At 61.7% G+C, this 24265-nt stretch carries 29 protein-coding genes; 11 read left to right on the top strand and 18 right to left on the bottom strand.

The features are described 5' to 3' along the window. Positions 1 to 262: 262 nt before the first annotated feature. The 10 genes from hisC to PBDP_RS04720 form a co-directional block, all read right to left on the bottom strand. Positions 263 to 1315 carry a histidinol-phosphate transaminase gene (gene hisC / locus PBDP_RS04765; protein ID WP_109753558.1) on the bottom strand — a complete coding sequence of 351 codons (1053 nt, stop codon included), beginning with the start codon at positions 1313 to 1315 and terminating at the stop codon, positions 263 to 265. Position 1316: 1 nt separating this feature from the next. Next, positions 1317 to 2654, bottom strand: a complete 1338-nt coding sequence (hisD, locus tag PBDP_RS04760; protein ID WP_212801885.1) for a histidinol dehydrogenase — start codon at positions 2652 to 2654, stop codon at positions 1317 to 1319. A gap of 123 nt (positions 2655 to 2777) precedes the next feature. Beyond that, entirely contained in the window at positions 2778 to 3413 is a 636-nt protein-coding gene (gene hisG, locus PBDP_RS04755) for an ATP phosphoribosyltransferase (RefSeq protein WP_047228656.1), read from the bottom strand. A 128-nt stretch (positions 3414 to 3541) separates the two neighbouring features. Beyond that, positions 3542 to 4807 (bottom strand): UDP-N-acetylglucosamine 1-carboxyvinyltransferase, encoded by a 1266-nt coding sequence (gene murA, locus PBDP_RS04750; protein ID WP_041020860.1) that lies wholly within the window; start codon positions 4805 to 4807, stop codon positions 3542 to 3544. A gap of 22 nt (positions 4808 to 4829) precedes the next feature. Then, entirely contained in the window at positions 4830 to 5069 is a 240-nt protein-coding gene (locus PBDP_RS04745; protein WP_007953556.1) for a BolA family protein, read from the bottom strand. A 115-nt stretch (positions 5070 to 5184) separates the two neighbouring features. Next, on the bottom strand, positions 5185 to 5490 hold the full coding sequence (locus tag PBDP_RS04740; protein ID WP_212802476.1) for an STAS domain-containing protein: 306 nt from the start codon (positions 5488 to 5490) through the stop codon (positions 5185 to 5187). 8 nt (positions 5491 to 5498) lie between these two features. Further along, positions 5499 to 6152 carry an MlaC/ttg2D family ABC transporter substrate-binding protein gene (locus PBDP_RS04735; protein WP_109753556.1) on the bottom strand — a complete coding sequence of 218 codons (654 nt, stop codon included), beginning with the start codon at positions 6150 to 6152 and terminating at the stop codon, positions 5499 to 5501. 11 nt (positions 6153 to 6163) lie between these two features. After that, positions 6164 to 6631, bottom strand: a complete 468-nt coding sequence (gene mlaD / locus PBDP_RS04730) for an outer membrane lipid asymmetry maintenance protein MlaD (protein ID WP_003178020.1) — start codon at positions 6629 to 6631, stop codon at positions 6164 to 6166. Continuing rightward, positions 6631 to 7428 (bottom strand): lipid asymmetry maintenance ABC transporter permease subunit MlaE, encoded by a 798-nt coding sequence (gene mlaE / locus PBDP_RS04725; RefSeq protein WP_079302654.1) that lies wholly within the window; start codon positions 7426 to 7428, stop codon positions 6631 to 6633. The genes mlaD and mlaE overlap by 1 nt, the downstream gene beginning before the upstream one ends. Next, positions 7428 to 8237, bottom strand: a complete 810-nt coding sequence (locus tag PBDP_RS04720) for an ATP-binding cassette domain-containing protein (RefSeq protein ID WP_024618943.1) — start codon at positions 8235 to 8237, stop codon at positions 7428 to 7430. The genes mlaE and PBDP_RS04720 overlap by 1 nt, the downstream gene beginning before the upstream one ends. Positions 8238 to 8510: 273 nt before the next feature. Here PBDP_RS04720 and PBDP_RS04715 point away from each other — a divergent pair, with 273 nt between their 5' ends. The 10 genes from PBDP_RS04715 to PBDP_RS04670 all read left to right on the top strand — a co-directional run bounded on the left by PBDP_RS04715 (position 8511) and on the right by PBDP_RS04670 (position 15515). Then, positions 8511 to 9485, top strand: a complete 975-nt coding sequence (locus PBDP_RS04715) for a KpsF/GutQ family sugar-phosphate isomerase (RefSeq protein WP_109753555.1) — start codon at positions 8511 to 8513, stop codon at positions 9483 to 9485. Next, entirely contained in the window at positions 9486 to 10010 is a 525-nt protein-coding gene (locus PBDP_RS04710) for a KdsC family phosphatase (protein ID WP_109753554.1), read from the top strand. Between the two features lie 7 nt (positions 10011 to 10017). Continuing rightward, positions 10018 to 10587: an LPS export ABC transporter periplasmic protein LptC gene (gene lptC / locus PBDP_RS04705; protein WP_109753553.1), complete on the top strand. Its 570-nt coding sequence runs from the start codon at positions 10018 to 10020 to the stop codon at positions 10585 to 10587. Continuing rightward, positions 10574 to 11119: a lipopolysaccharide transport periplasmic protein LptA gene (lptA, locus tag PBDP_RS04700; RefSeq protein WP_109753552.1), complete on the top strand. Its 546-nt coding sequence runs from the start codon at positions 10574 to 10576 to the stop codon at positions 11117 to 11119. The genes lptC and lptA overlap by 14 nt, the downstream gene beginning before the upstream one ends. Beyond that, positions 11119 to 11844: an LPS export ABC transporter ATP-binding protein gene (gene lptB, locus PBDP_RS04695; protein WP_018614004.1), complete on the top strand. Its 726-nt coding sequence runs from the start codon at positions 11119 to 11121 to the stop codon at positions 11842 to 11844. The genes lptA and lptB overlap by 1 nt, the downstream gene beginning before the upstream one ends. A 164-nt stretch (positions 11845 to 12008) precedes the next feature. Continuing rightward, positions 12009 to 13502, top strand: a complete 1494-nt coding sequence (locus PBDP_RS04690) for an RNA polymerase factor sigma-54 (protein ID WP_109753551.1) — start codon at positions 12009 to 12011, stop codon at positions 13500 to 13502. 76 nt (positions 13503 to 13578) lie between these two features. Beyond that, positions 13579 to 13887 carry a ribosome hibernation-promoting factor, HPF/YfiA family gene (hpf, locus tag PBDP_RS04685; protein WP_003178005.1) on the top strand — a complete coding sequence of 103 codons (309 nt, stop codon included), beginning with the start codon at positions 13579 to 13581 and terminating at the stop codon, positions 13885 to 13887. A 12-nt stretch (positions 13888 to 13899) separates the two neighbouring features. Further along, positions 13900 to 14364, top strand: a complete 465-nt coding sequence (gene ptsN, locus PBDP_RS04680; RefSeq protein WP_109753550.1) for a PTS IIA-like nitrogen regulatory protein PtsN — start codon at positions 13900 to 13902, stop codon at positions 14362 to 14364. Between the two features lie 2 nt (positions 14365 to 14366). Further along, positions 14367 to 15224 (top strand): RNase adapter RapZ, encoded by an 858-nt coding sequence (rapZ, locus tag PBDP_RS04675; protein WP_018613998.1) that lies wholly within the window; start codon positions 14367 to 14369, stop codon positions 15222 to 15224. Between the two features lie 15 nt (positions 15225 to 15239). Then, positions 15240 to 15515 (top strand): HPr family phosphocarrier protein, encoded by a 276-nt coding sequence (locus PBDP_RS04670; protein ID WP_109753549.1) that lies wholly within the window; start codon positions 15240 to 15242, stop codon positions 15513 to 15515. 196 nt (positions 15516 to 15711) lie between these two features. Here PBDP_RS04670 and PBDP_RS04665 read toward each other — a convergent pair whose 3' ends face one another. The 6 genes from PBDP_RS04665 to pmbA form a co-directional block, all read right to left on the bottom strand. Further along, positions 15712 to 16602: a ZIP family metal transporter gene (locus tag PBDP_RS04665; protein ID WP_212801884.1), complete on the bottom strand. Its 891-nt coding sequence runs from the start codon at positions 16600 to 16602 to the stop codon at positions 15712 to 15714. A 19-nt stretch (positions 16603 to 16621) separates the two neighbouring features. Beyond that, complete coding sequence (locus tag PBDP_RS04660) at positions 16622 to 17245, bottom strand: superoxide dismutase (protein ID WP_163855300.1); 624 nt, start codon at positions 17243 to 17245, stop codon at positions 16622 to 16624. Positions 17246 to 17247: 2 nt separating this feature from the next. After that, a complete protein-coding gene (locus PBDP_RS04655) occupies positions 17248 to 17688 on the bottom strand; it encodes a DUF2753 family protein (RefSeq protein WP_163855302.1) in 441 nt (146 codons plus the stop codon). 27 nt (positions 17689 to 17715) lie between these two features. Continuing rightward, complete coding sequence (locus tag PBDP_RS04650) at positions 17716 to 19092, bottom strand: class II fumarate hydratase (RefSeq protein WP_176688618.1); 1377 nt, start codon at positions 19090 to 19092, stop codon at positions 17716 to 17718. Beyond that, positions 19085 to 19480, bottom strand: a complete 396-nt coding sequence (locus PBDP_RS04645) for a FagA protein (RefSeq protein WP_109753544.1) — start codon at positions 19478 to 19480, stop codon at positions 19085 to 19087. The genes PBDP_RS04650 and PBDP_RS04645 overlap by 8 nt, the downstream gene beginning before the upstream one ends. Positions 19481 to 19751: 271 nt before the next feature. Next, the gene (gene pmbA / locus PBDP_RS04640; RefSeq protein ID WP_163855304.1) at positions 19752 to 21098 is read right to left on the bottom strand and encodes a metalloprotease PmbA; all 1347 of its coding nucleotides are present in this window, start codon (positions 21096 to 21098) and stop codon (positions 19752 to 19754) included. A gap of 108 nt (positions 21099 to 21206) precedes the next feature. Here pmbA and yjgA point away from each other — a divergent pair, with 108 nt between their 5' ends. Continuing rightward, positions 21207 to 21731 (top strand): ribosome biogenesis factor YjgA, encoded by a 525-nt coding sequence (gene yjgA, locus PBDP_RS04635; protein WP_003197830.1) that lies wholly within the window; start codon positions 21207 to 21209, stop codon positions 21729 to 21731. 150 nt (positions 21732 to 21881) lie between these two features. Here yjgA and tldD read toward each other — a convergent pair whose 3' ends face one another. Next, complete coding sequence (gene tldD, locus PBDP_RS04630) at positions 21882 to 23324, bottom strand: metalloprotease TldD (protein ID WP_072341241.1); 1443 nt, start codon at positions 23322 to 23324, stop codon at positions 21882 to 21884. A 5-nt stretch (positions 23325 to 23329) separates the two neighbouring features. Then, positions 23330 to 24193 (bottom strand): carbon-nitrogen hydrolase family protein, encoded by an 864-nt coding sequence (locus tag PBDP_RS04625; protein WP_109753540.1) that lies wholly within the window; start codon positions 24191 to 24193, stop codon positions 23330 to 23332. Positions 24194 to 24265: the final 72 nt, after the last annotated feature.

The raw sequence follows: 24265 nt of genomic DNA, 5'->3' as shown, positions 1-24265 counted from the left end.
ACACCCCAAAACAACTGTGGGAGCGAGCCTGCTCGCGATGGCGTCGGGTCAGCCACATAGAGACTGACTGATAAACCGCCTTCGCGAGCAAGCCCGCTCCCACAGAGGATTTGCGGTGGAATTCCGACCTTGCTAACACCCAAAAAACTGTGGGAGCAAAGCTTGCTCGCGATAGCGTCAGATCAGCCAACATTGAGGTGACTGACACACTATCGCGAGCAAGCTTTGCTCCCACAGACTCCCACAGGTTCAATGCAGGACTCTAGAGTTCGCCGAGGGCTTCGATCAGGGCCTGGTTCTGCTCCGGTGTGCCGATGCTGATCCGCAGGAACTGGGCAATCCGCTCCTGCTTGAAGTGCCGCACGATCACGCCCTGCTCCCGCAGTTTCGCCGCCAACCCTGCCGCATCGTGCCCAGGGTGGCGGGCGAAGATGAAGTTGGCCGCCGAGGGCAACACTTCAAAACCCTTGGCTTGCAGTTGCGCCACGACCCATTCACGGTGCTCGATGACCAACTGGCAGGTCCGCTCGAAATACTCACGATCATCGAACGCCGCCGCGCCGCCGACATTCGCCAGGCGATCCAGCGGGTAGGAGTTGAAGCTGTTCTTGATCCGCTCCAGCGCTTCGATCAGGTCCGGATGCCCCACCGCCAGGCCCACTCGCAGCCCCGCCAAGGAGCGGGACTTGGACAGGGTCTGGGTCACCAGCAGGTTCGGATAACGGTCCACCAGGCTGATGGCCGTCTCGCCGCCGAAGTCGATATAGGCCTCGTCGACCACCACCACCGAATCCGGGCTGGCCTTGAGGATTTGCTCGACCGCTTCCAGCGCCAGCAGGCAGCCGGTCGGCGCGTTCGGGTTGGGAAAAATGATCCCGCCGTTGGGCTTGGCGTAGTCGGCCGGGTCGATCTGGAATTGCTCATCCAGCGGCACCGCATCGAACTTAATGCCGTACAGCCCGCAATACACCGGATAGAAGCTGTAGCTGATGTCCGGGAACAACAGCGGCTGGTCGTGCTGTAACAGGCCGTGAAAGATGTGCGCCAGCACTTCATCCGAGCCGTTGCCCAGGAACACCTGGTTGCTCTGCACCCCGTAATACCGGGCCACGGCGTTTTTCAGCAGGTCGCTGTTGGGATCCGGATACAGGCGCAGGTTGTCGTTCAGCTCGGTCTGCATCGCCGCCAAGGCCTTGGGCGATGGGCCGTAGGGGTTCTCGTTGGTGTTGAGCTTGACCAGGCGAGTCAGCTTCGGCTGTTCACCCGGCACATAGGGCACCAGGTTCTTGACGAACGGGCTCCAGAATTTACTCATTTCAGTTCCCCTGCCCGTCAATGGCGTTCTCATCAAGAATGCGGTACTCGGCGCTGCGGGCGTGGGCACTCAGCGATTCGCCACGGGCTAGCACCGAAGCGGTCTTGCCCAGTTCGGACGCGCCCTGTTCGGAACAGAAGATGATCGACGAACGCTTCTGGAAGTCATACACCCCCAGCGGCGACGAGAAGCGCGCGGTGCCGGACGTCGGCAATACGTGGTTGGGACCTGCGCAGTAGTCGCCCAGGGCTTCGCTCGTGTGGCGGCCCATGAAGATCGCACCGGCGTGGCGGATCTGCGGCAACCAGGCCTGCGGGTCGGCGACCGACAGTTCCAGGTGTTCCGGCGCGATGCGGTTGGCGACCTCGATGGCCTGCGCCATGTCATCGACCTTGATCAGCGCACCACGGCCATTGATCGACGTGTTGATGATCTCGGCGCGGTCCATGGTCGGCAGCAGTTTATCGATGCTGGCGGCCACCTTGTCGAGGAACTCGGCGTCCGGGCTGACCAGGATCGCCTGGGCGTCTTCATCGTGCTCGGCCTGGGAAAACAGGTCCATGGCGATCCAGTCCGGGTCGGTCTGGCCGTCGCACACCACCAGGATCTCCGAAGGCCCGGCGATCATGTCGATGCCGACCTGGCCAAACACGTGACGCTTGGCGGTGGCGACATAGATATTGCCCGGCCCGACCACCTTGTCGACCCGTGGCACGCTTTCGGTGCCATAGGCCAGTGCAGCCACGGCCTGGGCACCGCCGATGGTGAACACCCGGTCCACGCCAGCGATGCAGGCAGCGGCCAGCACCAGTTCGTTGATTTCACCGCGCGGAGTCGGGACCACCATGACCACTTCGGTCACGCCGGCGACCTTGGCCGGAATGGCGTTCATCAACACCGAGGACGGGTAGGACGCCTTGCCACCCGGCACGTACAGGCCGGCGCGGTCCAGCGGCGTGACCTTCTGGCCCAGCACCGTGCCGTCGGCTTCGGTGTAACTCCAGGAGTCCTGTTTCTGCCTCTCGTGGTAGTCGCGCACCCGCGATGCGGCTTTTTCCAGGGCTTCGCGCTGGGGCACGGTGATCCGGGTCAGGGCCAGTTCCAGACGCTCGCGCGGCAGGATCAGGTCGGCCATGGACGCCACTTGCAGGCCATCGAATTTCTGGGTGAATTCCACCAAAGCGGCATCACCACGCTCGCGCACGGCCTTGATGATGTCCAGCACCCGCTGATTGACCGAGTCGTCAGACACACTTTCCCAGCTCAGCAGATGATCCAGATGATGTGCGAAATCCGGGTCGGCAGCGTTGAGTCGGCGAATCGAAGTGGGAGCGGTCATAGCGAGGGCCTCATTAATGGCAAATGCTCAGGCGCCCTAAGCTACCAGTCCATTCGCGTGGGCACCTGAGAAAATTGGCTATGACACGGATAGACGGGCGCGACTCAAGGTCGCGCAGGTGAATCAGCCGCGGTGTCGCGATTCCACTGCCTTGCGCAGGGTATCGATCAGAGCCTGGATACGGGCATGCTGCATTTTCATCGAAGCCTTGTTGACGATCAGCCGGGAGGTGATGTCAGCGATGAAATCCTGGGGTTCCAGACCGTTGGCCCGCAGGGTGTTACCGGTGTCGACCACGTCGATGATCTTGTCCGCCAGGCCGATCAGCGGCGCCAGCTCCATCGAACCGTACAACTTGATGATATCGACCTGGCGGCCCTGCTCGGCGTAGTAACGCTTGGCAATGTTGACGAACTTGGTCGCCACGCGCAAACGCCCCTTGGGCTCCGGCGCGCCGACTTTACCGGCGGTCATCAGCTTGCAACGGGCGATCCGCAGATCCAGGGGCTCGTACAGGCCCTGGCCGCCGTATTCCATCAACACGTCCTTGCCGGCAACGCCCAGGTCGGCGGCGCCATGTTCCACGTAGGTCGGCACATCGGTGGCACGCACGATCAGCAAGCGCACGTCGGCCTGGGTCGTGGGGATGATCAGCTTGCGGCTCTTGTCCGGATTCTCGGTCGGCACAATGCCCGCTTCAGCCAGAAGCGGCAGGGTGTCGTCAAGGATGCGGCCCTTGGACAGTGCGATGGTCAACATGGGAAACGTCAGTCCTTATCAAGGTACTCATGCCCGGTCGCAAGCGGCGCCGGACACACATCGAGGGTGCAAACACCCTCGATTTGAAACTATTCAACAGGCACATCCTTGTGCCCATGCAGCCGGGACTAGCCCGGTACGCGGCGGATCTTGGCGCCGAGCATCTGCAGTTTTTCTTCGATGCACTCGTAGCCACGGTCGATGTGGTAGATGCGGTCGATCAGGGTATCGCCTTCGGCAATCAGGGCCGAGATGACCAGGCTGGCCGAGGCCCGAAGGTCGGTGGCCATGACGGGCGCGCCCTTGAGCTTCTCGGTACCGGTAACGATGGCAGTGTTGCCTTCGACCTGGATCTTGGCACCCATGCGATGCAGTTCGTAGACGTGCATGAAGCGGTTTTCGAAGATCGTCTCGATCACTGCGCCCGTGCCTTCGGCAATGGCGTTGAGGGAGATGAACTGCGCCTGCATGTCGGTCGGGAACGCCGGGTACGGAGCGGTCCGCACGTTGACGGCTTTTGGCCGCTTGCCGTGCATGTTCACTTCGATCCAGTCTTCACCGCAGGTGACTTCGGCACCGGCTTCCTTGAGTTTTTCCAGGACGGCTTCGAGGATGGTCGGATCGGTGTCCTTGACCTTGACGCGGCCACCGGTGACGGCGGCGGCTACCAGGTAGGTACCGGTTTCGATCCGGTCGGGCATCACTTTGTAGGTGGCCGAATGCAGGCGCTCGACGCCATCGATGGTGATGGTGTCGGTGCCGGCACCGCTGATCTTGGCGCCCATGGCGATCAGGAAGTTCGCCAGGTCGACCACTTCAGGCTCGCGGGCGGCGTTTTGCAGTACGCTGCGGCCCTTGGCCAGTGCGGCGGCCATCATGATGTTCTCGGTACCGGTCACGCTGACGGTATCGAAGAAGAAGTGCGCGCCGCGCAAGCCGCCTTCCGGCGCCTTGGCCTTGATGTAGCCGCCTTCGACGTCGATCACCGCGCCCATGGCTTCCAGGCCGCGAATGTGCAGGTCCACCGGACGCGAGCCAATGGCGCAACCGCCAGGCAAGGCGACTTCGGCTTCACCGAAACGGGCGACCATCGGGCCCAATACCAGGATCGACGCACGCATGGTTTTCACCAGCTCGTACGGAGCGACCAGGGTCTTGATGGTACGCGGGTCGATCTCGACGCTGAGCTTCTCGTCGATCACCGGCTCGATGCCCATGCGGCCGAACAGCTCGATCATCGTGGTGATGTCGTGCAGGTGCGGCAGGTTGGCCACGGTCACCGGGCCATCGCACAGCAAGGTTGCGGCCAGGATCGGCAGGGCGGAGTTCTTTGCCCCGGAAATACGGATTTCGCCATCAAGACGAACGCCGCCGGTAATAATCAGTTTATCCATAAGAATCTCGAGGCCCTTGGGCTCAGGTGCGCTCGGCCCAGGCCGCGCTGCTGAAAAATTTCATCGTGACCGCGTGGATGCTGCCATCGGCGATCCATGGGTTCAAATGGGCATAGATGCTCTGCTGACGCTTCACTGGGCTCAATGCCGCCAGTTCATCGCTGATCACGTTCAACTGGAAGTTGCAGCCTTCGCCTTCAACTTCCACCTGCGTACCAGGCAGCTTTCCTTCAAGGAAGCTCTTCACTTCTACAGCCTGCATGCTCAACCTCAATCGGCGCCCTGTGCGCGCGGGTCGCACATCATACAAAAAAGCCCCGCGCCTGCGAACCCCGCGAAGCAGGACTCTGACGGGGGGACTTTTCCAACGACGTGGGTCAGGGGTGCGCCAACAACTCGGTCAATTCGCTGACCTGGGCTATTTCGCGCATGTCTTCGGGCATCCCACGGATGCTCCACGTTTTTCCGGCAGCCTTGGCGTCGCGCATGAAGCACAGCAGCAGCGACAAGCCGACGCTGCTGGACTTCTGCACCGCCGAGCAGTCAATGACCACCTCGGCGGCACTGACGGACTTGATCAGCGCCTGGCCCTGCTTGCGCAGGGCCGGGCCGGTGCGGTAATCCAGCACGCCACTGAGCAACAGCTCACCAGCCCCGCTCAGACGAACGGCCGACTCACTCACCGACTCGATCATTGTGCCTGCTTCTCTTGGGCATCTTCAGCCACTTCCTTGGCCTTGGCGACCTCACCGGCCCAACCGTTGATGGTCTTGTCCAGGTCATTGCCATTGCGCTGCATCGCGTCGGCGAACTGATCACGGAACAGCTTGCCGATATTGATGCCATTGATGATCACGTTGCGCACTTTCCACTCGTCGTTGATTTTCTCGAGCGTGTAGGACACAGGATAGATCGCGCCGTTGTTGCCCTTGACCTGCATGTCGACACTGGTGCGGGTACCGCTTTCGTCCTTGGCCGGCGAAACGGTGATGCCCTGGTTGTTGTATTCAAGCAAGGCATTGCCATAGAACTGCATCAGGCTGCGCTTGAAGTTCTCCTGGAAGCGGGTCATCTGCGCCGGGGTTGCCTTGCGCGAGTACTTGACGGTCATGATGCTCTTGGAGATGCCATCGGCGTCGACCACAGGGCCGACGATGCCGTTGAGGGCGTCATAGAACGCACTTGGGTCCTGCTTGTATTTCTCTTTGTTGGCGGCAAGGTCCGCCAGCAGCCGGGTGGTCGTGTCCTGGATGATGTCATGGGCCGAAGGCGCCGCCACGGCGTTAGCCATCAACGGCAGCGCCGCGAGCAACACCAACAGGCCACGTCGCAAGATAGAGATCATTCAAAAGCTCCTCATTTGGCGTCTTTGCTAACGGTATTGAGCAGGAATTTACCGATCAGGTCCTCGAGCACCAGGGACGACTGCGTGTCGTGGATGACGCCACCGTCCTTGAGCACGGTGTCTTCCCCACCCACGCTGATGCCAATGTATTTTTCACCCAGCAGCCCAGCCGTGAGGATAGATGCAGTGGAGTCAGTCGGCAGGTTATCCACGCGCTTTTCCAGCTGCAGCGTTACCCGCCCGGTGAAATCCTCGCGATTCAGATCGATTGCCGTGACCTTGCCGATAGTGACACCGGCCATGGTCACCTTGGCTCTGACCGTCAAACCGGCGATATTGTCAAAGTTTGCGTAAAGTTTATAAGTATCGGTGCTTGCCGTCGGCGCCAGTCCACTGACCCGCAGGGCCAGCAACAGCAAAGCCAGGATGCCAGCCAGCAAGAAAAGGCCGACACCGATTTCCAGGGTGCGGTTTTGCATCAGAAATCTCCAAACATCAAGGCGGTCAGAATAAAGTCAAGGCCCAGGACCGCCAGCGAGGCGTACACCACGGTCTTGGTTGTGGCACGGCTGATCCCCTCTGACGTGGGCTCACAGTCATAGCCTTGAAACACGGCGATCCAGGTCACGACGAAAGCGAATACGGCACTTTTGATCACGCCATTGAGGACATCGTCGAGAAAGTCGACGCTGTTTTGCATGTTGGCCCAGTAGGATCCTTCATAGACCCCCAGCCAGTCGACGGCCACCCACGAGCCGCCCCAGATCCCCACGACGCTGAAAATCATCGCCAGCACCGGCAGGGAAATGAAGCCGGCCCACAGGCGGGGGGCGATGATGTACTTGAGCGGGTCGACACCGATCATTTCCAGGCTGGACAACTGCTCGGTGGACTTCATGTTACCGATTTCAGCCGTCAGCGCCGAACCGGCACGCCCGGCGAACAACAGCGCGGTCACCACGGGGCCGAGCTCACGCAGCAGCGTCAGCGCCACCATCTGCCCGACCGCTTGCTCCGAACCGTAGCTGGACAAGATGCTGAAGCCCTGCAGCGCCAGCACCATGCCGATGAAGATCCCGGAGACCACGATGATCACCAGGGACATCACCCCCACCGAGTGCAACTGCTTGACCAGCAGGCCAAAGCCGCCGCCCGTCGAGTTGCGACCGAGCAAGGCGTGCATCAGGAACAACGAAGAACGACCCAGTACCGCCACCACGTCGATGCCGGAGCGGCCGAACAGGCGAATTCTTTCCAATAGCGATTTCTTGCGCATCAGCGCTTCCCCAACAGATCGGTACGGTAATCCGTGGCCGGAAAATGGAACGCCACGGGCCCGTCCGGATCACCCTTCATGAATTGGCGAATACGCGGGTTGTCCGAATCCGCCAGTTCCTGCGGCGTGCCCTGCCCCAGCACCTGGCCATCGCCGACCACATAGATGTAGTCCGCGATGCTCGCGGTTTCGGCCAGGTCGTGGGAGACCACGATACTGGTGATGCCCAGCGCATCGTTGAGCAGGCGGATCAGGCGCACGAGCACACCCATGGCGATCGGGTCCTGGCCGACAAAGGGTTCGTCGTACATGAGGATCTTCGGATCGAGGGCAATCGCCCGCGCCAGCGCGACCCGACGCTTCATGCCACCGGACAGCTCGTCGGGCATCAGGTCGAGGGCACCCCGCAGCCCGACTGCCTGCAACTTGAGCAGCACGATGTCGCGGATCATCTCTTCCGGCAGGTCGGTATGGACCCGTAGCGGGAACGCCACGTTCTCGAATACGTCGAGATCGGTAAACAGCGCGCCGCTCTGGAACAGCACGCCCATGTGCTTGCGCGCATCGAACAGGTCGCTGCGAGACAACTCGGGAAGATTCTGACCATTGACCCAGACTTCGCCGGCGCTGGGCCGCAGTTGTGCGCCCATCAACCTCAGCAGCGTGGTCTTGCCACACCCGGAAGGCCCCATGATGCCGGTGACCTTGCCGCGCGGAATGCGAATATCGATGTCATTGAAAATGCTGCGCGTCCCTCGCTTGAAGGACAGTCCCTTCAGCTCGACCGCGTAGGCGTTGTCGGCACTCATCTAAACTCCTTGCGATGCAGCCTCACATTCGAATGCCCTGGCAGCCGACAAGCGCCGGTACCGCCGGGCGTGCGAACCGGCGGCGAACTATATCACTGCAACAGCCAAGCGCCCAAGGCCACCTCCCCGTCCGTTAAGCCTGGCTTAAGGTAAAAAGCTACATTTTATGTCGAACATTGCGGCTCCTCGAACAAAGCATGACGAACTTACGTGAGGGAATTGTTCATTGCCGCTATAATCGCCGCCTTTTCATCGGGCTATACGATTTCTGACATGAGCCAATCCAGCGACCTGATTCAATCGGCACAACGTACCATCCGCCTCGAGCTCGAAGCCGTGCAAGGCTTGCTGCCCCATATCGACGCTGATTTCGTACGCGCCTGCGAGATGATTCTGGCCAGCAAGGGCCGCGTGGTCGTGGTCGGCATGGGCAAGTCCGGGCACATCGGCAACAAGATCGCCGCCACGCTCGCCAGTACCGGCACCACGGCTTTTTTTGTCCATCCGGCCGAAGCCAGCCACGGGGACATGGGCATGATCACCCGGGACGACATCATCCTGGCCCTGTCCAACTCCGGCTCCACCAATGAGATCATCACCCTGCTGCCGCTGATCAAGCGCCTGGGCATCCAGTTGATCAGCATCACCGGCAACCCGGACTCGCCGCTGGCCAAGGCCGCCGAAGTGAATCTCAATGTCCATGTCGAGCACGAAGCCTGCCCGTTGAACCTGGCACCGACCTCCTCCACTACCGCCGCCCTGGTCATGGGCGATGCCCTGGCCGTGGCGCTGCTGGAAGCCCGGGGCTTCACCGCCGAAGACTTCGCTTTCTCCCATCCCGGTGGCGCCCTTGGCCGTCGCCTGCTGCTGAAAGTCGAAAACGTGATGCACGCCGGCGAGGAGTTGCCGCAGGTGCTGCGCGGCACGCTGCTCAAGGACGCGCTCATGGAGATGACCCGCAAGGGACTGGGCATGACCGTTATCCTGGAGGCCGACGGCAAGCTCGCCGGGATCTTTACCGACGGCGACCTGCGCCGCACCCTGGACCGCACCATCGACATCCACAGCGCGACCATCGAGCAAGTCATGACGCCCCACGGCAAGACCGCCCGCGCCGAGATGCTCGCCGCCGAGGCCCTGAAAATCATGGAAGACCACAAGATCAGCGCCCTGGTGGTCGTCGACGACGAAGACCGTCCGGTGGGCGCCCTGAACATGCACGATCTGCTGCGTGCCGGAGTCATGTAAATGAACACAGACCTGTTGCAACGCGGCAAAGCCATCAAGCTGGCGGTTTTCGATGTGGATGGCGTACTGACCGACGGACGCCTGTATTTCCTCGAAGACGGCAGCGAGTTCAAGACGTTCAACACCCTCGACGGCCAAGGCATCAAGATGTTGATGGCCGCTGGCGTGCAGACCGCTATCATCAGCGGCCGCAAGACCCCGGTGGTCGAGCGACGCGCGAAGAACCTCGGTATCCCGCATCTTTACCAGGGGCGCGAAGACAAACTGGTGGTGCTGGACGAGCTTCTGGGGCAACTCAACCTAAGCTATGAACAGGTGGCCTACCTCGGTGACGACCTGCCAGACCTGCCGGTGATTCGCCGGGTCGGCCTGGGCATGGCGGTCGCCAACGCGGCCAGCTTCGTACGCGAGCATGCCCACGGCGTCACCACGGCGCGAGGCGGCGAAGGTGCGGCCCGCGAATTCTGTGAACTGATCCTGCGCGCCCAGGGCCGCCTCGAAGCGGCCAACGCCGCGTACCTGTGAGCCATTTATGCTGAGCAAGAAGATTCGCACCATTGTGGTGTTCGGCTGTATCGCAGCGATTTTTGCGGCGGTGGGCTATTGGAACATCAGCCCCGAACAGTTTCTCGACCAGCCTGCGGCCCAGGTCGAGGAAAAGATCGACTGGTACGCGACCAACACGCACACCCTGCAGTACCTGCCCGACGGCAAGGTGCAGTACGAGATGACCTCGGACAAGGTCGACCACGTGAAGGCCACTGATATTACCCTGGTGACCAAGCCGGACCTGAACATGTTCCGCGGCACCGAGTTTCCGTGGCATGTGCAGAGCGAGCACGCCGAAGTCAACTCCGGCGGCACCGAAGTGGAACTGATCGACTCGGTACGCGTCGCCCGAACCGACGAGAAAAACCGTACGACCATCATCACCAGCACACGCATGACCGTGTTCCCACAGCAAGAATATGCGCAGACCGAGCAACCCGTTAGAATCGACGGCGCCGGGGGTGTATCGACCGGCACGGGAATGAAAGCGTATTTGAAGGAAAGCAGGATACACCTGCTATCGAACGTAAGAGGACAGTATGAAGCTCGCTAAAACCCTCCCTATTTTGCTCAGTCTGGGCGCAGCACTGGGAAGCGCGAGCGCCTGGGCTCTTCCCGACGACCGCAACCAACCTATCCGTATCCAGGCCGACGATGCCCAGCTCGACGACAAGAATGGCGTCGCCACCTATAAAGGCGACGTGATCATCACCCAGGGCTCGATGAAGGTTACCGGCAATACCGTGACCATCACCCGCACCCAGTCCGGCGATATCGACGTAGTGACCTCGGTGGGCAACCTGGCCTATTTCGAGCAGTTGCAAACCGCGGGCGACACCAAGCCTGTGCAGGGCTACGGGGTAACCATCCAGTACCACGCCTCCCAGGATCGCGTCGTGCTGATCGACCGTGCCAAGGTGGTCGACAAGGACAACAACGTGACCCAAGGCGAGAAGATCGTCTACGACACCAACAAGAAACTCGCCAGCGCCGGTCGCGCCACCGGCAGCAAGGTGACCGAGTCGCGTCCGCGGATCGATATGGTGATCCAGCCGAAAAAGAAAACCGAACAGAAGGCCCAGTAATGGCAACTCTGAAAGCTCAGCACCTGGCCAAGAGCTACAAGAGCCGCCAAGTCGTGCGTGATGTCAGCCTGTCCATCGACAGCGGCCAGATCGTCGGCCTGCTCGGCCCCAACGGCGCAGGCAAGACCACCTGCTTCTACATGATCGTCGGCCTGGTCCAGGCCGATCAGGGCCGCGTGCTGATCGACGATCTGGATGTCAGCCACCAGCCGATGCACGGCCGGGCGAAGGCCGGTATCGGCTATTTGCCGCAAGAAGCGTCGATCTTCCGCAAACTGTCGGTTGCCGACAACATCATGGCGATCCTCGAGACCCGCAAGGAACTCGACAAGGCCGGCCGTCGCCAGGAGCTGGAAAGCCTGTTGCAGGAGTTCCACATCAGCCACATTCGCGACAACCTGGGCATGAGCCTGTCCGGTGGCGAACGGCGTCGCGTGGAAATCGCCCGCGCCCTGGCCACCGCGCCGAAGTTCATACTGCTCGACGAACCGTTCGCCGGCGTGGACCCGATCTCGGTGGGCGACATCAAGCAGATCATCCATCACCTCAAGGCCAAGGGAATCGGCGTGCTGATCACCGACCACAACGTGCGCGAGACGTTGGATATCTGCGAAACCGCCTACATTGTCAATGACGGCCAGCTGATCGCCGAAGGCGATTCCGCAGCCATCCTGGCCAATGACCTGGTCAAGGAAGTGTATCTGGGCCACGAGTTCCGCCTGTAAGCACAAGTGTCTGGCGAATCGCTCGAGCGTCGTTTAATTTTATTATGGCGACGCTCTAGGCAAACACTTCAGTTTCAGGCATATAATTTGCTTAAGTTTGGCGCCTCGGCGCCCTGTAGTGGATGGCGCATGTGCGCCGGCGAATAAGGTGTTAAGCCCCTGCCATGAAACCATCGCTAGTCTTGAGAATGGGCCAGCAGCTGACGATGACACCGCAGCTGCAACAGGCCATCCGCCTGCTCCAATTGTCGACCCTGGACCTGCAACAGGAAATCCAGGAGGCCCTGGAGTCCAATCCGATGCTCGAACGCCAGGAAGAAGGCGACGACTTCGACAACACCGATCCGCTGGCCGACAACGTCGAGCAGAAGACCAACACCGAAATCCCGGAACCGTCCTACCAGGAAGCCGCCCCGACGGTGGATAACCTCGAGGATGGCGAATGGAACGAACGCATCCCCAACGAACTACCCGTGGACACGGCCTGGGAAGACGTCTACCAGACCAGCGCCAGCAACCTGCCGAGCAGCGATGACGACGAGTGGGACTTCACCACCCGCACCTCGGCCGGCGAGAGTCTGCAAAGCCACCTGCTGTGGCAACTGAACCTGGCACCGATGTCCGACACCGATCGCCTGATCGCCGTGACCCTGATCGATTGCATCAACAACCAGGGCTACCTGGACGAGACCCTCGAGGAAATCCTCGAAGCCTTCGACCCCGAGCTCGACATCGAGCTGGACGAGATCGAAGCTGTCCTGCATCGCATCCAGCAGTTCGAGCCAGCCGGCATCGGCGCCCGCAACCTGGGCGAGTGCCTGTTGCTGCAACTGCGCCAGTTGTCCGCCAAGACACCCTGGCTGACCGAAGCCAAGCGACTGGTCACCGATTACATCGACCTGCTGGGTGGCCGCGACTACAGCCAACTGATGCGGCGCATGAAGCTCAAGGAAGATGAGCTGCGCCAGGTCATCGAACTGGTGCAGAGCCTCAACCCACGCCCCGGCTCGCAGATCGAATCCACCGAACCCGAATACGTGGTCCCCGACGTGATCGTGCGCAAGCACAACGATCGCTGGCTGGTGGAGCTCAACCAGGAGTCGGTGCCCAAGCTGCGGGTCAACGCCCAGTACGCCGGATTCGTGAAACGCGCCGACACCAGCGCCGACAACACCTTCATGCGCAACCAGTTGCAGGAAGCGCGCTGGTTCATCAAGAGCCTGCAAAGCCGCAACGAAACCCTGATGAAAGTGGCCACCCAGATCGTCGAGCATCAGCGCGGCTTCCTGGAGTATGGCGACGAAGCGATGAAACCGTTGGTCCTGCATGACATTGCCGAGGCAGTGGGCATGCACGAGTCGACGATTTCCCGGGTAACCACCCAGAAATTCATGCATACCCCTCGGGGCATCTATGAATTGAAATACTTTTTCTCCAGCCACGTCAGCACCTCCGAAGGCGGCGAATGCTCGTCCACGGCCATCCGCGCGATCATCAAAAAACTGGTGGCCGCGGAAAATCAGAAAAAGCCGTTGAGTGACAGCAAGATCGCTGGTTTACTGGAGGCACAAGGCATTCAGGTGGCCCGCCGCACCGTCGCCAAATACCGCGAATCCCTCGGGATCGCGCCTTCGAGCGAACGCAAGCGGTTGATGTAACGGGCCACGCCACAGCGTTCCAGTGGCAGGCATTTCTGCCTGCCGCTTTATGCACTGGCAACGAAGGAGAAGCTGTATGCAAGTCAACATCAGTGGACACCAACTGGAAGTGACCGAACCCCTGCGCACCTACATCGGCGAAAAACTCGACCGATTGGAGAGGCATTTCGACAAGATCACCAACGTGCAGGTCACGATGAACGTCGAGAAGCTGCTGCAGAAAATCGAAGCCACGCTGCATATCCCCGGCGGAGAAGTGGTTGCCAACGCAGAGCACACAGACATGTATGCCGCGATTGACCTGCTGACCGACAAGCTGGATCGCCAACTCAAAAAGCATAAGGAAAAGACCCAGAGCCTCCTCCAGGGCGCAACCGGTCGTTAACCCCCCCAATCCATGATCCGACTAGAATCCATCCTGACCCCCGGCCGTTCCCTGGTGAACGCGCCGGGTGGCAGTAAAAAGAAAGCCCTCGAACAAATTGCCAACCTGATCCACCGCGAAGTGCCGGATCTGGAAATGCAGGACGTCTTCGAGGCCCTGGTTGCCCGTGAAAAACTCGGTTCCACCGGTTTTGGCAACGGTATCGCCATTCCCCACTGCCGCCTCAAGGGTTGTGCCGCACCGATCAGCGCACTGCTGCACCTTGAAGCCGCCATAGATTTCGACGCCATCGACGGCGCCCCGGTCGACCTGCTGTTTGTATTGCTGGTACCGGAAGCGGCGACCGATGCGCACCTCGAGCTGCTGCGCCAGATTGCCAGCATGCTGGACCGCAAGGAAGTGCGCGAAAAACTGCGCAGCGCACCGAGTAACGAAGCTTTGTACCAGGTGGTCCTGGACGAGCAGAACGGTCATTAAAAATGCGCATGATCATCGTCAGTGGCCGCTCCGGCTCCGGTAAAAGCACTGCCCTCAATGTGCTTGAGGACAGCGGCTACTATTGCATCGACAACCTGCCCGCCGGCCTGCTGCCGGAACTGGCCGAGCGCGCCCTGATCCACACCGAGCTGGCGCAGCCGCTGGTGGCGGTGTCCATCGATGCGCGCAACCTGCCAAGCCACCTGTCGCGTTTTCCTGAACTGCTCGAGGAAGTGCGCAGCCGGCATATCCAGTGCGACGTGCTGTACCTGGATGCCGATGAAGAGACACTGCTCAAGCGCTTTTCCGAAACCCGTCGGCGCCATCCGCTGAGCAATGCCAACCGCTCCCTGGCCGAAGCCATCGAGGATGAAAGCCAGCTGTTGGGGCCAATCGCCGACCTGGCGGACCTGAAGGTCAACACCACGCACCTGAACCTGTATCAGTTGCGCGACACGATCAAGCTGCGCCTGCTCAACCAGCCGGAGCCGGGCACGGCGTTCCTGGTGGAGTCGTTCGGCTTCAAGCGTGGCATGCCAGTAGACGCCGACCTGGTATTCGATGTGCGCTGCCTGCCCAACCCTTATTGGAAACCGGAATTGCGCGAGCAGTCCGGGCTCGACCAGCCGGTGATCGACTACCTGGCCGCACAGCCGGATGTCGAGGAAATGTACCAGGACATCTCCAGCTACCTGCTCAAATGGCTGCCCCGCTTTGCCGCGAGCAACCGGGCCTATGTCACGATCGCCATCGGTTGCACCGGCGGCCATCACCGCTCCGTCTACCTGACCGAACGCCTGGGCCAACTCCTGCAACAATCCCTGAAGAATGTCCAGGTTCGCCACCGCGACCTCAGCTAAAGGATTCACATCGCGATGCCTGCTCGGGAAATTGAAATCATCAACAAGCTGGGTTTGCATGCCCGAGCGTCGGCCAAGTTCGTCGGGGTTGCCGGCCAGTTCCAGGACACCACCATCAGGGTTGGCCGCACACCCGAGACGGCGGTCGACGGTAAAAGCATTATGGCGATGATGATGCTCGCCGCCGGCAAGGGCACCAAGATCCACCTGAGCACTGAAGGGGAGCAAGCGCAAGAAGCGATGGATGCCCTGGTGGACTTGATCAACAGATACTTCGACGAAGGCGAGTAACCGACCCAAGCTCAGGGCAGACTCATTGTGACGAGAGGATTTCTTGTGGGAGCAAAGCTTGCTCGCGATGAACGATAACTCGGCTGACCTGCACAATCGCAGCGCCTGCATCGCGGGCAAGCCTTGCTCCCACAGATCCCCTCGCCACGGATAAACCACGCCAGCACAGATGCCGGTGTTCACGCCCCGTCGCTTGTCACGCCAACGCAGTATCCAGCACCATCATCAGACAAAACCCCACCAACAGCCCCAGGCTTGCCAGTTTCTCGTGGCCATTGCGACGGGATTCGGGAATGACCTCGTGAGTCACCACCAAGAGCATCGCCCCGGCTGCCAACGCCAGCCCCAAGGGCAAGAGCATCTCGGCCAGGCTCACCAACCAGGCGCACAGCAGCGCGAACGCTGGTTCGACCAGCCCTGACGCCGCGCCAATCAGGAATGCCTTGACCCGCGACATTCCCGCCGCAGCCAGCACCAGGGCGATCACCAGCCCCTCGGGTACATCCTGCAAGGCGATACCCATCGCCAGGCTGTCGGCATCCGGCATACCGCCACCCGCCGACACACCCACCGCCATGCCCTCGGGAATGTTGTGGGCGATGATGGCAAACACGAATAACCATATCCTCGGCGCAATGATCGGCCGTCCTGATACCGCGACAAGCCTTTCGGGGCTGGCCGAGACCTTGCGGTCCACCAGGTACAGCCCGAACGCGCCCAATAGAATGCCGAAACTGATGAGACCGCTGGAGGCCCAAGGGGTTAGCCCCAACTGCTCGGCCGCCGCAATGCCCGGCACGATCAGCGAAAATGCCGTGGCGGCGAGCATCACCCCGGCACCGAAGCCCAGCAACAAATCGCTGACGGCCTGGGGCATGCGCCGGATGACCAACACCGGCACGGCCCCCAGCGCGGTGCCCAAGGCGCACAGCCCGCCGCCCTCGAGCGCACGCAACAGCCTTGGCTCCAGGTCCAGCCATGCCAGGCCCTGCGCCGCCAACAACGTCATCCCGGCCAACAGCAACAACGATCCCAAGGCATAGCGGAACATCCGTCCGCTTCCAATCGCCAGTGTTTGAGTATCCATAGTCAGCCTTGGGTTATTTTCAGGAAGGGCTCGTAGCCAGCGCAGCCTGGTAGCGCCGGGCGACCTCAGGCCAGTTGATCACGTTGTAGAAGGCGCTGATGTATTCCGGACGACGGTTCTGGTAGCGCAGGTAATAGGCGTGCTCCCAGACGTCCAGGCCAAGAATCGGTGTGTTGCCGTTCATCAGCGGGCTGTCCTGGTTGCCGCTGCTTTCTACCACCAGGGTCTTTTGCGCAGTCACGCTCAACCAGGCCCAGCCGCTGCCGAAACGGGTCAGCGCCGCTTTGGTGAAGGCTTCCTTGAAACGCTCGATACCGCCCAGTTGCGCCTCGATCGCCGCCGCCAGGGCGCCCTCGGGCTGGCCGCCGCCCTGAGGCGTCATCACTTCCCAGAACAACGAATGGTTGGCATGACCACCGCCCTGGTTGATCACCGCAGCCCGCAGGCTTGGCGGCAACTGTTCCACGCTGGACACCAGCTTTTCGATGGGCCACCCGGCGTATTCAGTGCCGTCCACCGCCGCGTTGAGGTTATTGATATAGGTCTGGTGATGCTTGGTGTAGTGGATCTCCATGGTTTGCGCATCGATGTGCGGTTCCAGGGCGTCGTAGGCGTAGGGCAATGCAGGCAAGGTAAAAGCCATTTTCAATGAACTCCATGGTGAAGAGGGGCATTGCGCTGCCGGGGCTTGGCGGCGTTGCAGTGCAGCAGGCGCTGGGTGCGAGGGTATTCACCGTGCTCGCTGATGAAACTCAGCAGTTCGACATAGGTCTTGTGGCTCTGGCGCAGCGCGGCGGCGCGCAGGGCCGGCGCCAGACGTTCGTCCTGGATCGTCTGCAACAACCGTTGGTGGATCGCACACAAGTACTCGGCGCTCTCCTCCGGCTGGTTCAGGCGCAAGTGCAGGTCCGCCAGGTTGTGGTGGGAGACGACGCAGGCGGCCACGGCTTCGTCGGCATCCGCCCAGCGCTCGAACAGCACCTGTGCCAGGGCCAGGGCTTGCAGGTAGGCTTCGCGGGCATCTACCAGCTCACCCTGCATGAAACAGCGATTGGCCCGTTCGATCGTACGTTTCCAGTGTTCCATGATGAGTCCTCCACACAGGTGTCGGGATTACACGCCGCCGGCGGTGAGCTTCTCCGGGTCCAGCAGGACTTCGAGTTCGCTGCGTGTCAGGTCGGTGTGTTCCAGGGCGACATCGATGACCGGCCGGCCTTGCTGGTAAGCCTTCTTGGCGATTTCAGCGGCCTTCTGGTAACCGATGATCGGATTCAGGGCGGTCACCAGGATCGGGTTGCGTGACAACGCTTCCTTGAGTCTGGCCTCGTTGACCTTGAATGTGGCGATGGCCTTGTCCGCCAGCAAGCGGCTGGCGGTGGACATCAGGGCGATGCTGCTCAGCAGGTTCTGGGCAATGATCGGCAGCATCACGTTCAATTCGAAGTTGCCCGATTGACCGGCGATAGTGATCACCGTGTCGTTGCCGATCACCTGGGCCGCAACCATCGCGGTGGCCTCCGGAATCACCGGATTGACCTTGCCGGGCATGATCGAGGAACCCGGCTGCAGGCCTTCGAGTTCGATCTCCCCCAGGCCCGCCAACGGTCCGGAATTCATCCAGCGCAGGTCGTTGGCGATTTTCATCAGCGACACGGCGGTGGTCTTGAGCTGCCCGGAAACCGCAACGGCGGTGTCCTGGGAACCGATCAGCGCGAACAGGTTCTTGCCCGGGGTGAATTGCACCTGGGTCAATTGCGTCAGTTGTTGGCTGAACAGTTCGGCGAAGCGTGGATGGGCGTTGACCCCGGTACCGACCGCCGTGCCGCCCTGGGCCAGGGATTGCAGGCTCGGGAGCAAATCCTGCAAGTGACCGATATTGGCCTTGAGCTGCTGCGCCCAACCGTCTAGCACCTGGCTCAGGCGCACCGGCATGGCATCCATCAGGTGGGTGCGGCCGGTCTTGATGAACGGGTGGACCTGTTCGGCCTTGCGCTCGATCACCTGCACCAGGTGCAACAGCGCCGGCAGCAACTGCTCATGCAAGGCCAGCGCAGCGCTGACATGAATGCTGGTGGGGATGATGTCGTTGCTGCTCTGGCCGCAATTGACGTGGTCGTTCGGATTGATCACTTCTCCCAGCAGGCGACTGGCGAGGGTGGCGATCACTTCGTTGGCGTTCATGTTGGAGCTGGTGCCGGAGCCGGTCTGGAAGATGTCCACCGGAAAATGGTCCATGAACCGGCCTTCGAGCAGCCCCAGGGACGCATCGACGATGGCCTTGCCCTGGGCTGGACTGATTTGCTCCAGTTCTACGTTGGCCCGGGCGGCCGCCGCCTTGGCCAGGATCAGGGCGCGGATGAACTGCGCCGGCATGCGCTGGCCGCTGACCGGGAAGTTATCCACAGCACGCTGGGTCTGTGCACCGTAGAGGGCGTCCACCGGGACTTGCAGTTCGCCCATGCTGTCGCGTTCGATACGGGTATTACTCATCGGGAGATCCTTGCACCAGTTCAATAAGAGAAATCGACGGCTCCAGGGCGCAGGTCGCCAGCGCCCAGGCATGGCGCTGCCAGCGCTCGAGGCGGCAGCGGCACAGTGATTGTCGTTCGAGGTCGCGCAAGGGGCGCCAGGCCTGGTCGAGGCAGAGATTGCGCCAATGCCAGGGCAGCGCGACGTCGGAGGCGGTGTCGAGCAACAAGCGCAAGGCGGTTTCGGAAATCATCCACGGCGATGTCGTGGTGCAGCAGGCCAGATAGCGGCCCTCAGCCAGGTAGTGCTCGATCAGCCGCGGCTCGTCGGGGTTCAGCGCGCAACGGATCTGGCGACTCATCCAGCGCCAGCTTTCAAGGTAGGGTTGTTCGTGCAGGGCAGAACTCATGACCGGGGGCTCGCTCGGCGAATGAGATTCATTATTAGATGATAATAAGAAGCAACACAAGCCTGATGAAGATCGCATTGTGGCGAGGGGATTTATCCCCGCTGGGGCGCGTAGCGGCCCCCCAACAATCTTCCAGACGCACCGCTGTGTCAGTTTTTTGGGGGCGCTTCGCACCCCAGCGGGGATAAATCCCCTCGCCACAAGGATTTCCGCGGACACAAAAAAGGCGCGTCACCCAGCGGATGACGCGCCTTTTTCTATGGGATGAGTATCAGCTACCCGCCACCATCATCCGCTCGATCAGCACCGAGCCCGTGCGGATGTTGCTGCGCAGTTCCAGGTCGTTGCCCACGGCCAGGATCTGCTTGAACATATCGCGCATGTTCCCGGCGATGGTCACTTCCTGGACCGGGAACTGGATCTCGCCATTCTCGACCCAGAAACCCGCCGCGCCACGGGAATAGTCCCCGGTGACCATGTTCAGGCCGTGGCCCATCAGTTCGGTCACCAGCAGGCCACGCCCCATGCGTCGCAGCAAGGCCGCCTGGTCTTCTTCGCCATGGGTCACGAACAGGTTATGCACGCCACCGGCATTGGCCGTACTCGGCATGCCGAGCTTGCGGCCCGAATAGGTGCCGAGGATGTAGGACACCAGTTCGCCGTTTTCCACGAACGGCTTGGCGTAGGTGGCCAGGCCATCGCCGTCGAACGCCGAACTGCCCATGGCCTGCATCAGGTGCGGACGTTCGTCGATGGTCATCCATTCCGGAAACAGTTTCTGGCCCAGGGCGCCCTCGAGGAACGACGATTTGCGGTACAGGTTGCCGCCGGACACCGCCGACAGGAAGCTGCCAAACAAGCCACCGGCCAGCTCGGCGGCAAACAGCACCGGCACTTCGCAGGTCGGCACCGGCCGCGCGCCCAGGCGGCTGGCTGCCCGTTGCGCTGCTTTCTGGCCGATGCTTACCGGGTCCGCCAGCAGGGTGCCCTGGCGGTTCACGTCATACCAGTAATCGCGCTGCATCTGGCCGTCGGCTTCGGCGATCATGACGCAACTGAGGCTGTGGCGGGTCGACGCATAACCGCCGATGAAGCCGTGGCTGTTACCGTAGACCCGGCAGCCCTGGTGAGTATTGAGCGTCGTGCCGTCGGCGTTCTTGATCCGCGAGTCGGCATCGAATGCCGCCGCTTCGCAGCGCAGTGCCTGCTCGATGGCCTGTTCAGGGGTGATGTCCCAGGCGTGGAACAGGTCGAAGTCTCGCTGTTCCTTGCACATCAGTGCGGCGTCGGCCAGGCCCGAGGCTTCGTCTTCGGAGGTGTGCTTGGCAATCGCCAGTGCCGCGGCGACGGTTTCACGAATGGCCTCCGGACCGCTGGCCGAGGTGCTGGCCGAGCCCTTGCGCTGGCCCACGTACAAGGTGATGCCAAAGCCCTGGTCGCGATTGAATTCGACGGTTTCCACCTCGCGCTGGCGCACCGAGGTCGACAGCCCCTGCTCCAGGGACACCGCCACCTCACAGGCACTGGCGCCCTGTCGCTTGGCTTCGGCAAGGATCTGCTCGACTTGTTCCTGCAGTGCCGGCAATGCTTGCGGGCCGACGCTCTGAACTGCACTCATGGTGTTCTCCACTCAAATTCTGCTCTCGGTAATGGCCTTCGAGCGACCGGGCCGGACAAGCGGCCCCCGACTGGTTATCATGGCGGCGTTTCTTTGCGGACTGCCACCATGGTTGATTCTTACGACGACTCCCTCTACGAGGGTGAAAAAAGCAAATCCCAGGTCAAACGCGAGCTGCATGCTCTGGTTGACCTCGGCGAGCGCCTGACAACACTCAAGCCTGACTTGCTGGCCAAACTGCCTTTGACCGACGCCTTGCGCCGGGCCCTGGCCGATGCGCCCAAGCACACCGCGAATATCGCGCGTAAACGGCACCTGCAATTCATCGGCAAACTGATGCGCGATCAGGACACTGACGCCATCCTGGTTCTGCTCGATCAACTCGATGCCTCCACCCGGCAGTACAACGAACGCTTCCATAACCTGGAACGCTGGCGCGATCGCTTGATCGCCGGCGATGACGGTGTGCTGGAAAAATTCGTCATCGACTACCCGGAGGCCGATCGCCAGCAATTGCGCTCCCTGATCCGTCAGGCCCAGCACGAACTGGCGCAAAACAAGCCACCAGCCTCGAGCCGTAAAATCTTCAAATACATCCGTGAGCTGGACGAGACTCAACGCGGCTTGCGCTGATCACTAACAGCTTTACCCTCCTGCAAGAGGTTTCCGTGGCGAGGGAGCTTGCTCCCGCTCGGTTGCGCAGCAACCGCATCGGGGCTACTGCGTAGCCCAGCGGGAGCAAGCTCCCTCGCCACGATGACTCGCGCAAGCCCCTGAGCATTTTCATGCGCCCGTGCCACCCACGGTAATCGCATCGATCTTCAGGGTCGGTTGGCCGACGCCTACCGGCACCGATTGCCCATCCTTGCCACACGTCCCCACGCCACTGTCCAGCGCCAGGTCGTTACCGACCATCGACACCTTGCTCATCGCCTCCGGCCCATTGCCGATCAGGGTCGCGCCCTTGACCGGCGCGGTGATCTTGCCGTCCTCGATCAGGTAGGCCTCGCTGGTGGAGAACACGAACTTGCCGCTGGTGATGTCCACTTGGCCACCGCCGAGGTTGGCGCAATAGATGCCTTTTTTCACCGAGGCAATGATTTCCGCCGGATCGCTTTGGCCACCCAGCATGTAGGTGTTGGTCATGCGCGGCATCGGCAGGTGCGCGTAGGATTCGCGGCGACCGTTGCCGGTACGGGCCACGCCCATCAGGCGGGCGTTGAGCTTGTCTTGCATGTAGCCCTTGAGCACGCCGTTCTCGATCAGCGTGGTGCACTCGGTCGGCGTGCCTTCGTCATCGACGCTCAGGGAACCGCGACGTCCGGCCAGGGTGCCGTCATCGACAATGGTGCAGAGTTTCGAGGCGACCATTTCACCCATGCGCCCGCTGTAGGCCGAGCTGCCCTTGCGGTTGAAATCGCCTTCCAGGCCGTGCCCCACCGCTTCGTGCAGGAGCACGCCGGACCAGCCGGAACCCAATACCACCGGCAATGTACCGGCCGGGGCCGGGATCGCCTCCAGGTTGACCAGCGCCTGGCGCAGCGCTTCGCGGGCGTAACCCATGGCGCGGTCTTCGCTGAGGAAATAACGGTAGTCGGTGCGTCCACCGCCGCCATGGCCGCCACGCTCACGACGACCGTTCTGCTCGACGATCACGCTGACGTTGAACCGCACCAGGGGCCGCACGTCCGCCGCCAGGCCGCCGTCGGTGGAGGCCACGAGGATCCGTTCCCAGACCCCGGCCATGCTCACCGTCACTTGCTGGATGCGCGGGTCGAGGGCCCGGGTCGCGACGTCGATGCGCTTGAGCAACTCGACTTTTTCGGCGCGGCTCATGACTTCCAGCGGGTTGTCCGGCGCATACAACTGCGCCACGTCCTGGCTGCTGAACGCCTGGACCGTGCCATTCTGCCCGGCCCGGGAGATCGAGCGGGCCGCACGGGCAGCGGCACCGAGGGCTTCGAGGGTGATGGCGTTGCTATAGGCAAAACCGGTCTTTTCCCCGGACTGGGCGCGCACGCCCACGCCCTGGTCAAGGTTGAAACTGCCTTCCTTGACGATGCCGTCTTCCAGCGACCAGGACTCGGAGATCTGCCCCTGGAAATACAGGTCGGCGGCATCGATGCCCGGGCCGGCCAGGTCGCCCAGCACGCCTTGCAGGCTTTCGAGGGTTACGCCGCCGGGGGCTAAAAGGTGTTCACTGACTGAGGACAACAACCCGCTCATATGATTTACGCCTTGAATTCGTCGTCTTGGACAGGTCGCTGTCGAGCGCCCTGCGAGAAAAAGCGCCGATGGCTAGCCACCGGCATGCGCGCCCGGATGGACGCCTGTTCATTGTTGTCGCGCTCGGCCAGCAGCACGGCCTCGCCTTGATCCTGTTGTGCCAGCACGCGGCCCCACGGGTCGACAATCGCGGCATGGCCAAAGGTTTCCCGTGGCCCCGGATGCAGGCCGCCCTGGGCAGCCGCCAGCACATAGCACTGGGTCTCGATCGCCCGGGCGCGGATCAGCACGTCCCAATGGGCGGCGCCAGTCACCGCGGTGAACGCCGAGGGCGCCGTGATCAGCTCGGCCCCGGCAGCTCGCAGCTCGCTGTAGAGCTCCGGGAACCGCAAGTCATAACAGACCGTCAGGCCCACCCGCCCCACTGGAGTATCGGCAACCACCACGTTGGCACCATAAGCATAGTCATCCGACTCGCGATAGCGCCCGCGATTGTCCGCCACATCCACATCGAACAGGTGCAGCTTGTCGTAGCGCGCGACGATCTGGCCTTGGTCGTCCACCAGCAACGAACAGGCATGGGACCTGGCCTCGGGCTGATCCACCGGCGGTAACGGCAACGTGCCGGCCACAATCCATAACTTGAGGTCACGGGCGACCTGTTTCAACCAGGGCAGGATCGGTCCCTGACCAAAGGCTTCGGCACGACCGATCTCGGCGATGTCCCGGCGTCCCATCGCGGCAAAATTCTCGGGCAGCACTGCCAGCCTCGCGCCGCCGGCGGCAGCCTGCTCCAGCAGCACACGGGCGCGCGCCAGGTTGGCGAGCACATCGCTTTGGCTGACCATTTGAATCACTGCGACTGGCATGGTGCATCCCTCATTTTTGTCCTCGCCCAAGGCGGGTGTGGGAGCAAAGCTTGCTCGCGATGAGGCAGGTAC

The sequence above is a fragment of the Pseudomonas sp. St290 genome (genome assembly GCF_018325805.1).
Lineage (GTDB): Bacteria > Pseudomonadota > Gammaproteobacteria > Pseudomonadales > Pseudomonadaceae > Aquipseudomonas > Aquipseudomonas bijieensis.
The sequence above is the reverse complement of the archived record's forward strand: the minus strand, read 5'-3'. Positions and strand labels throughout refer to the sequence as shown.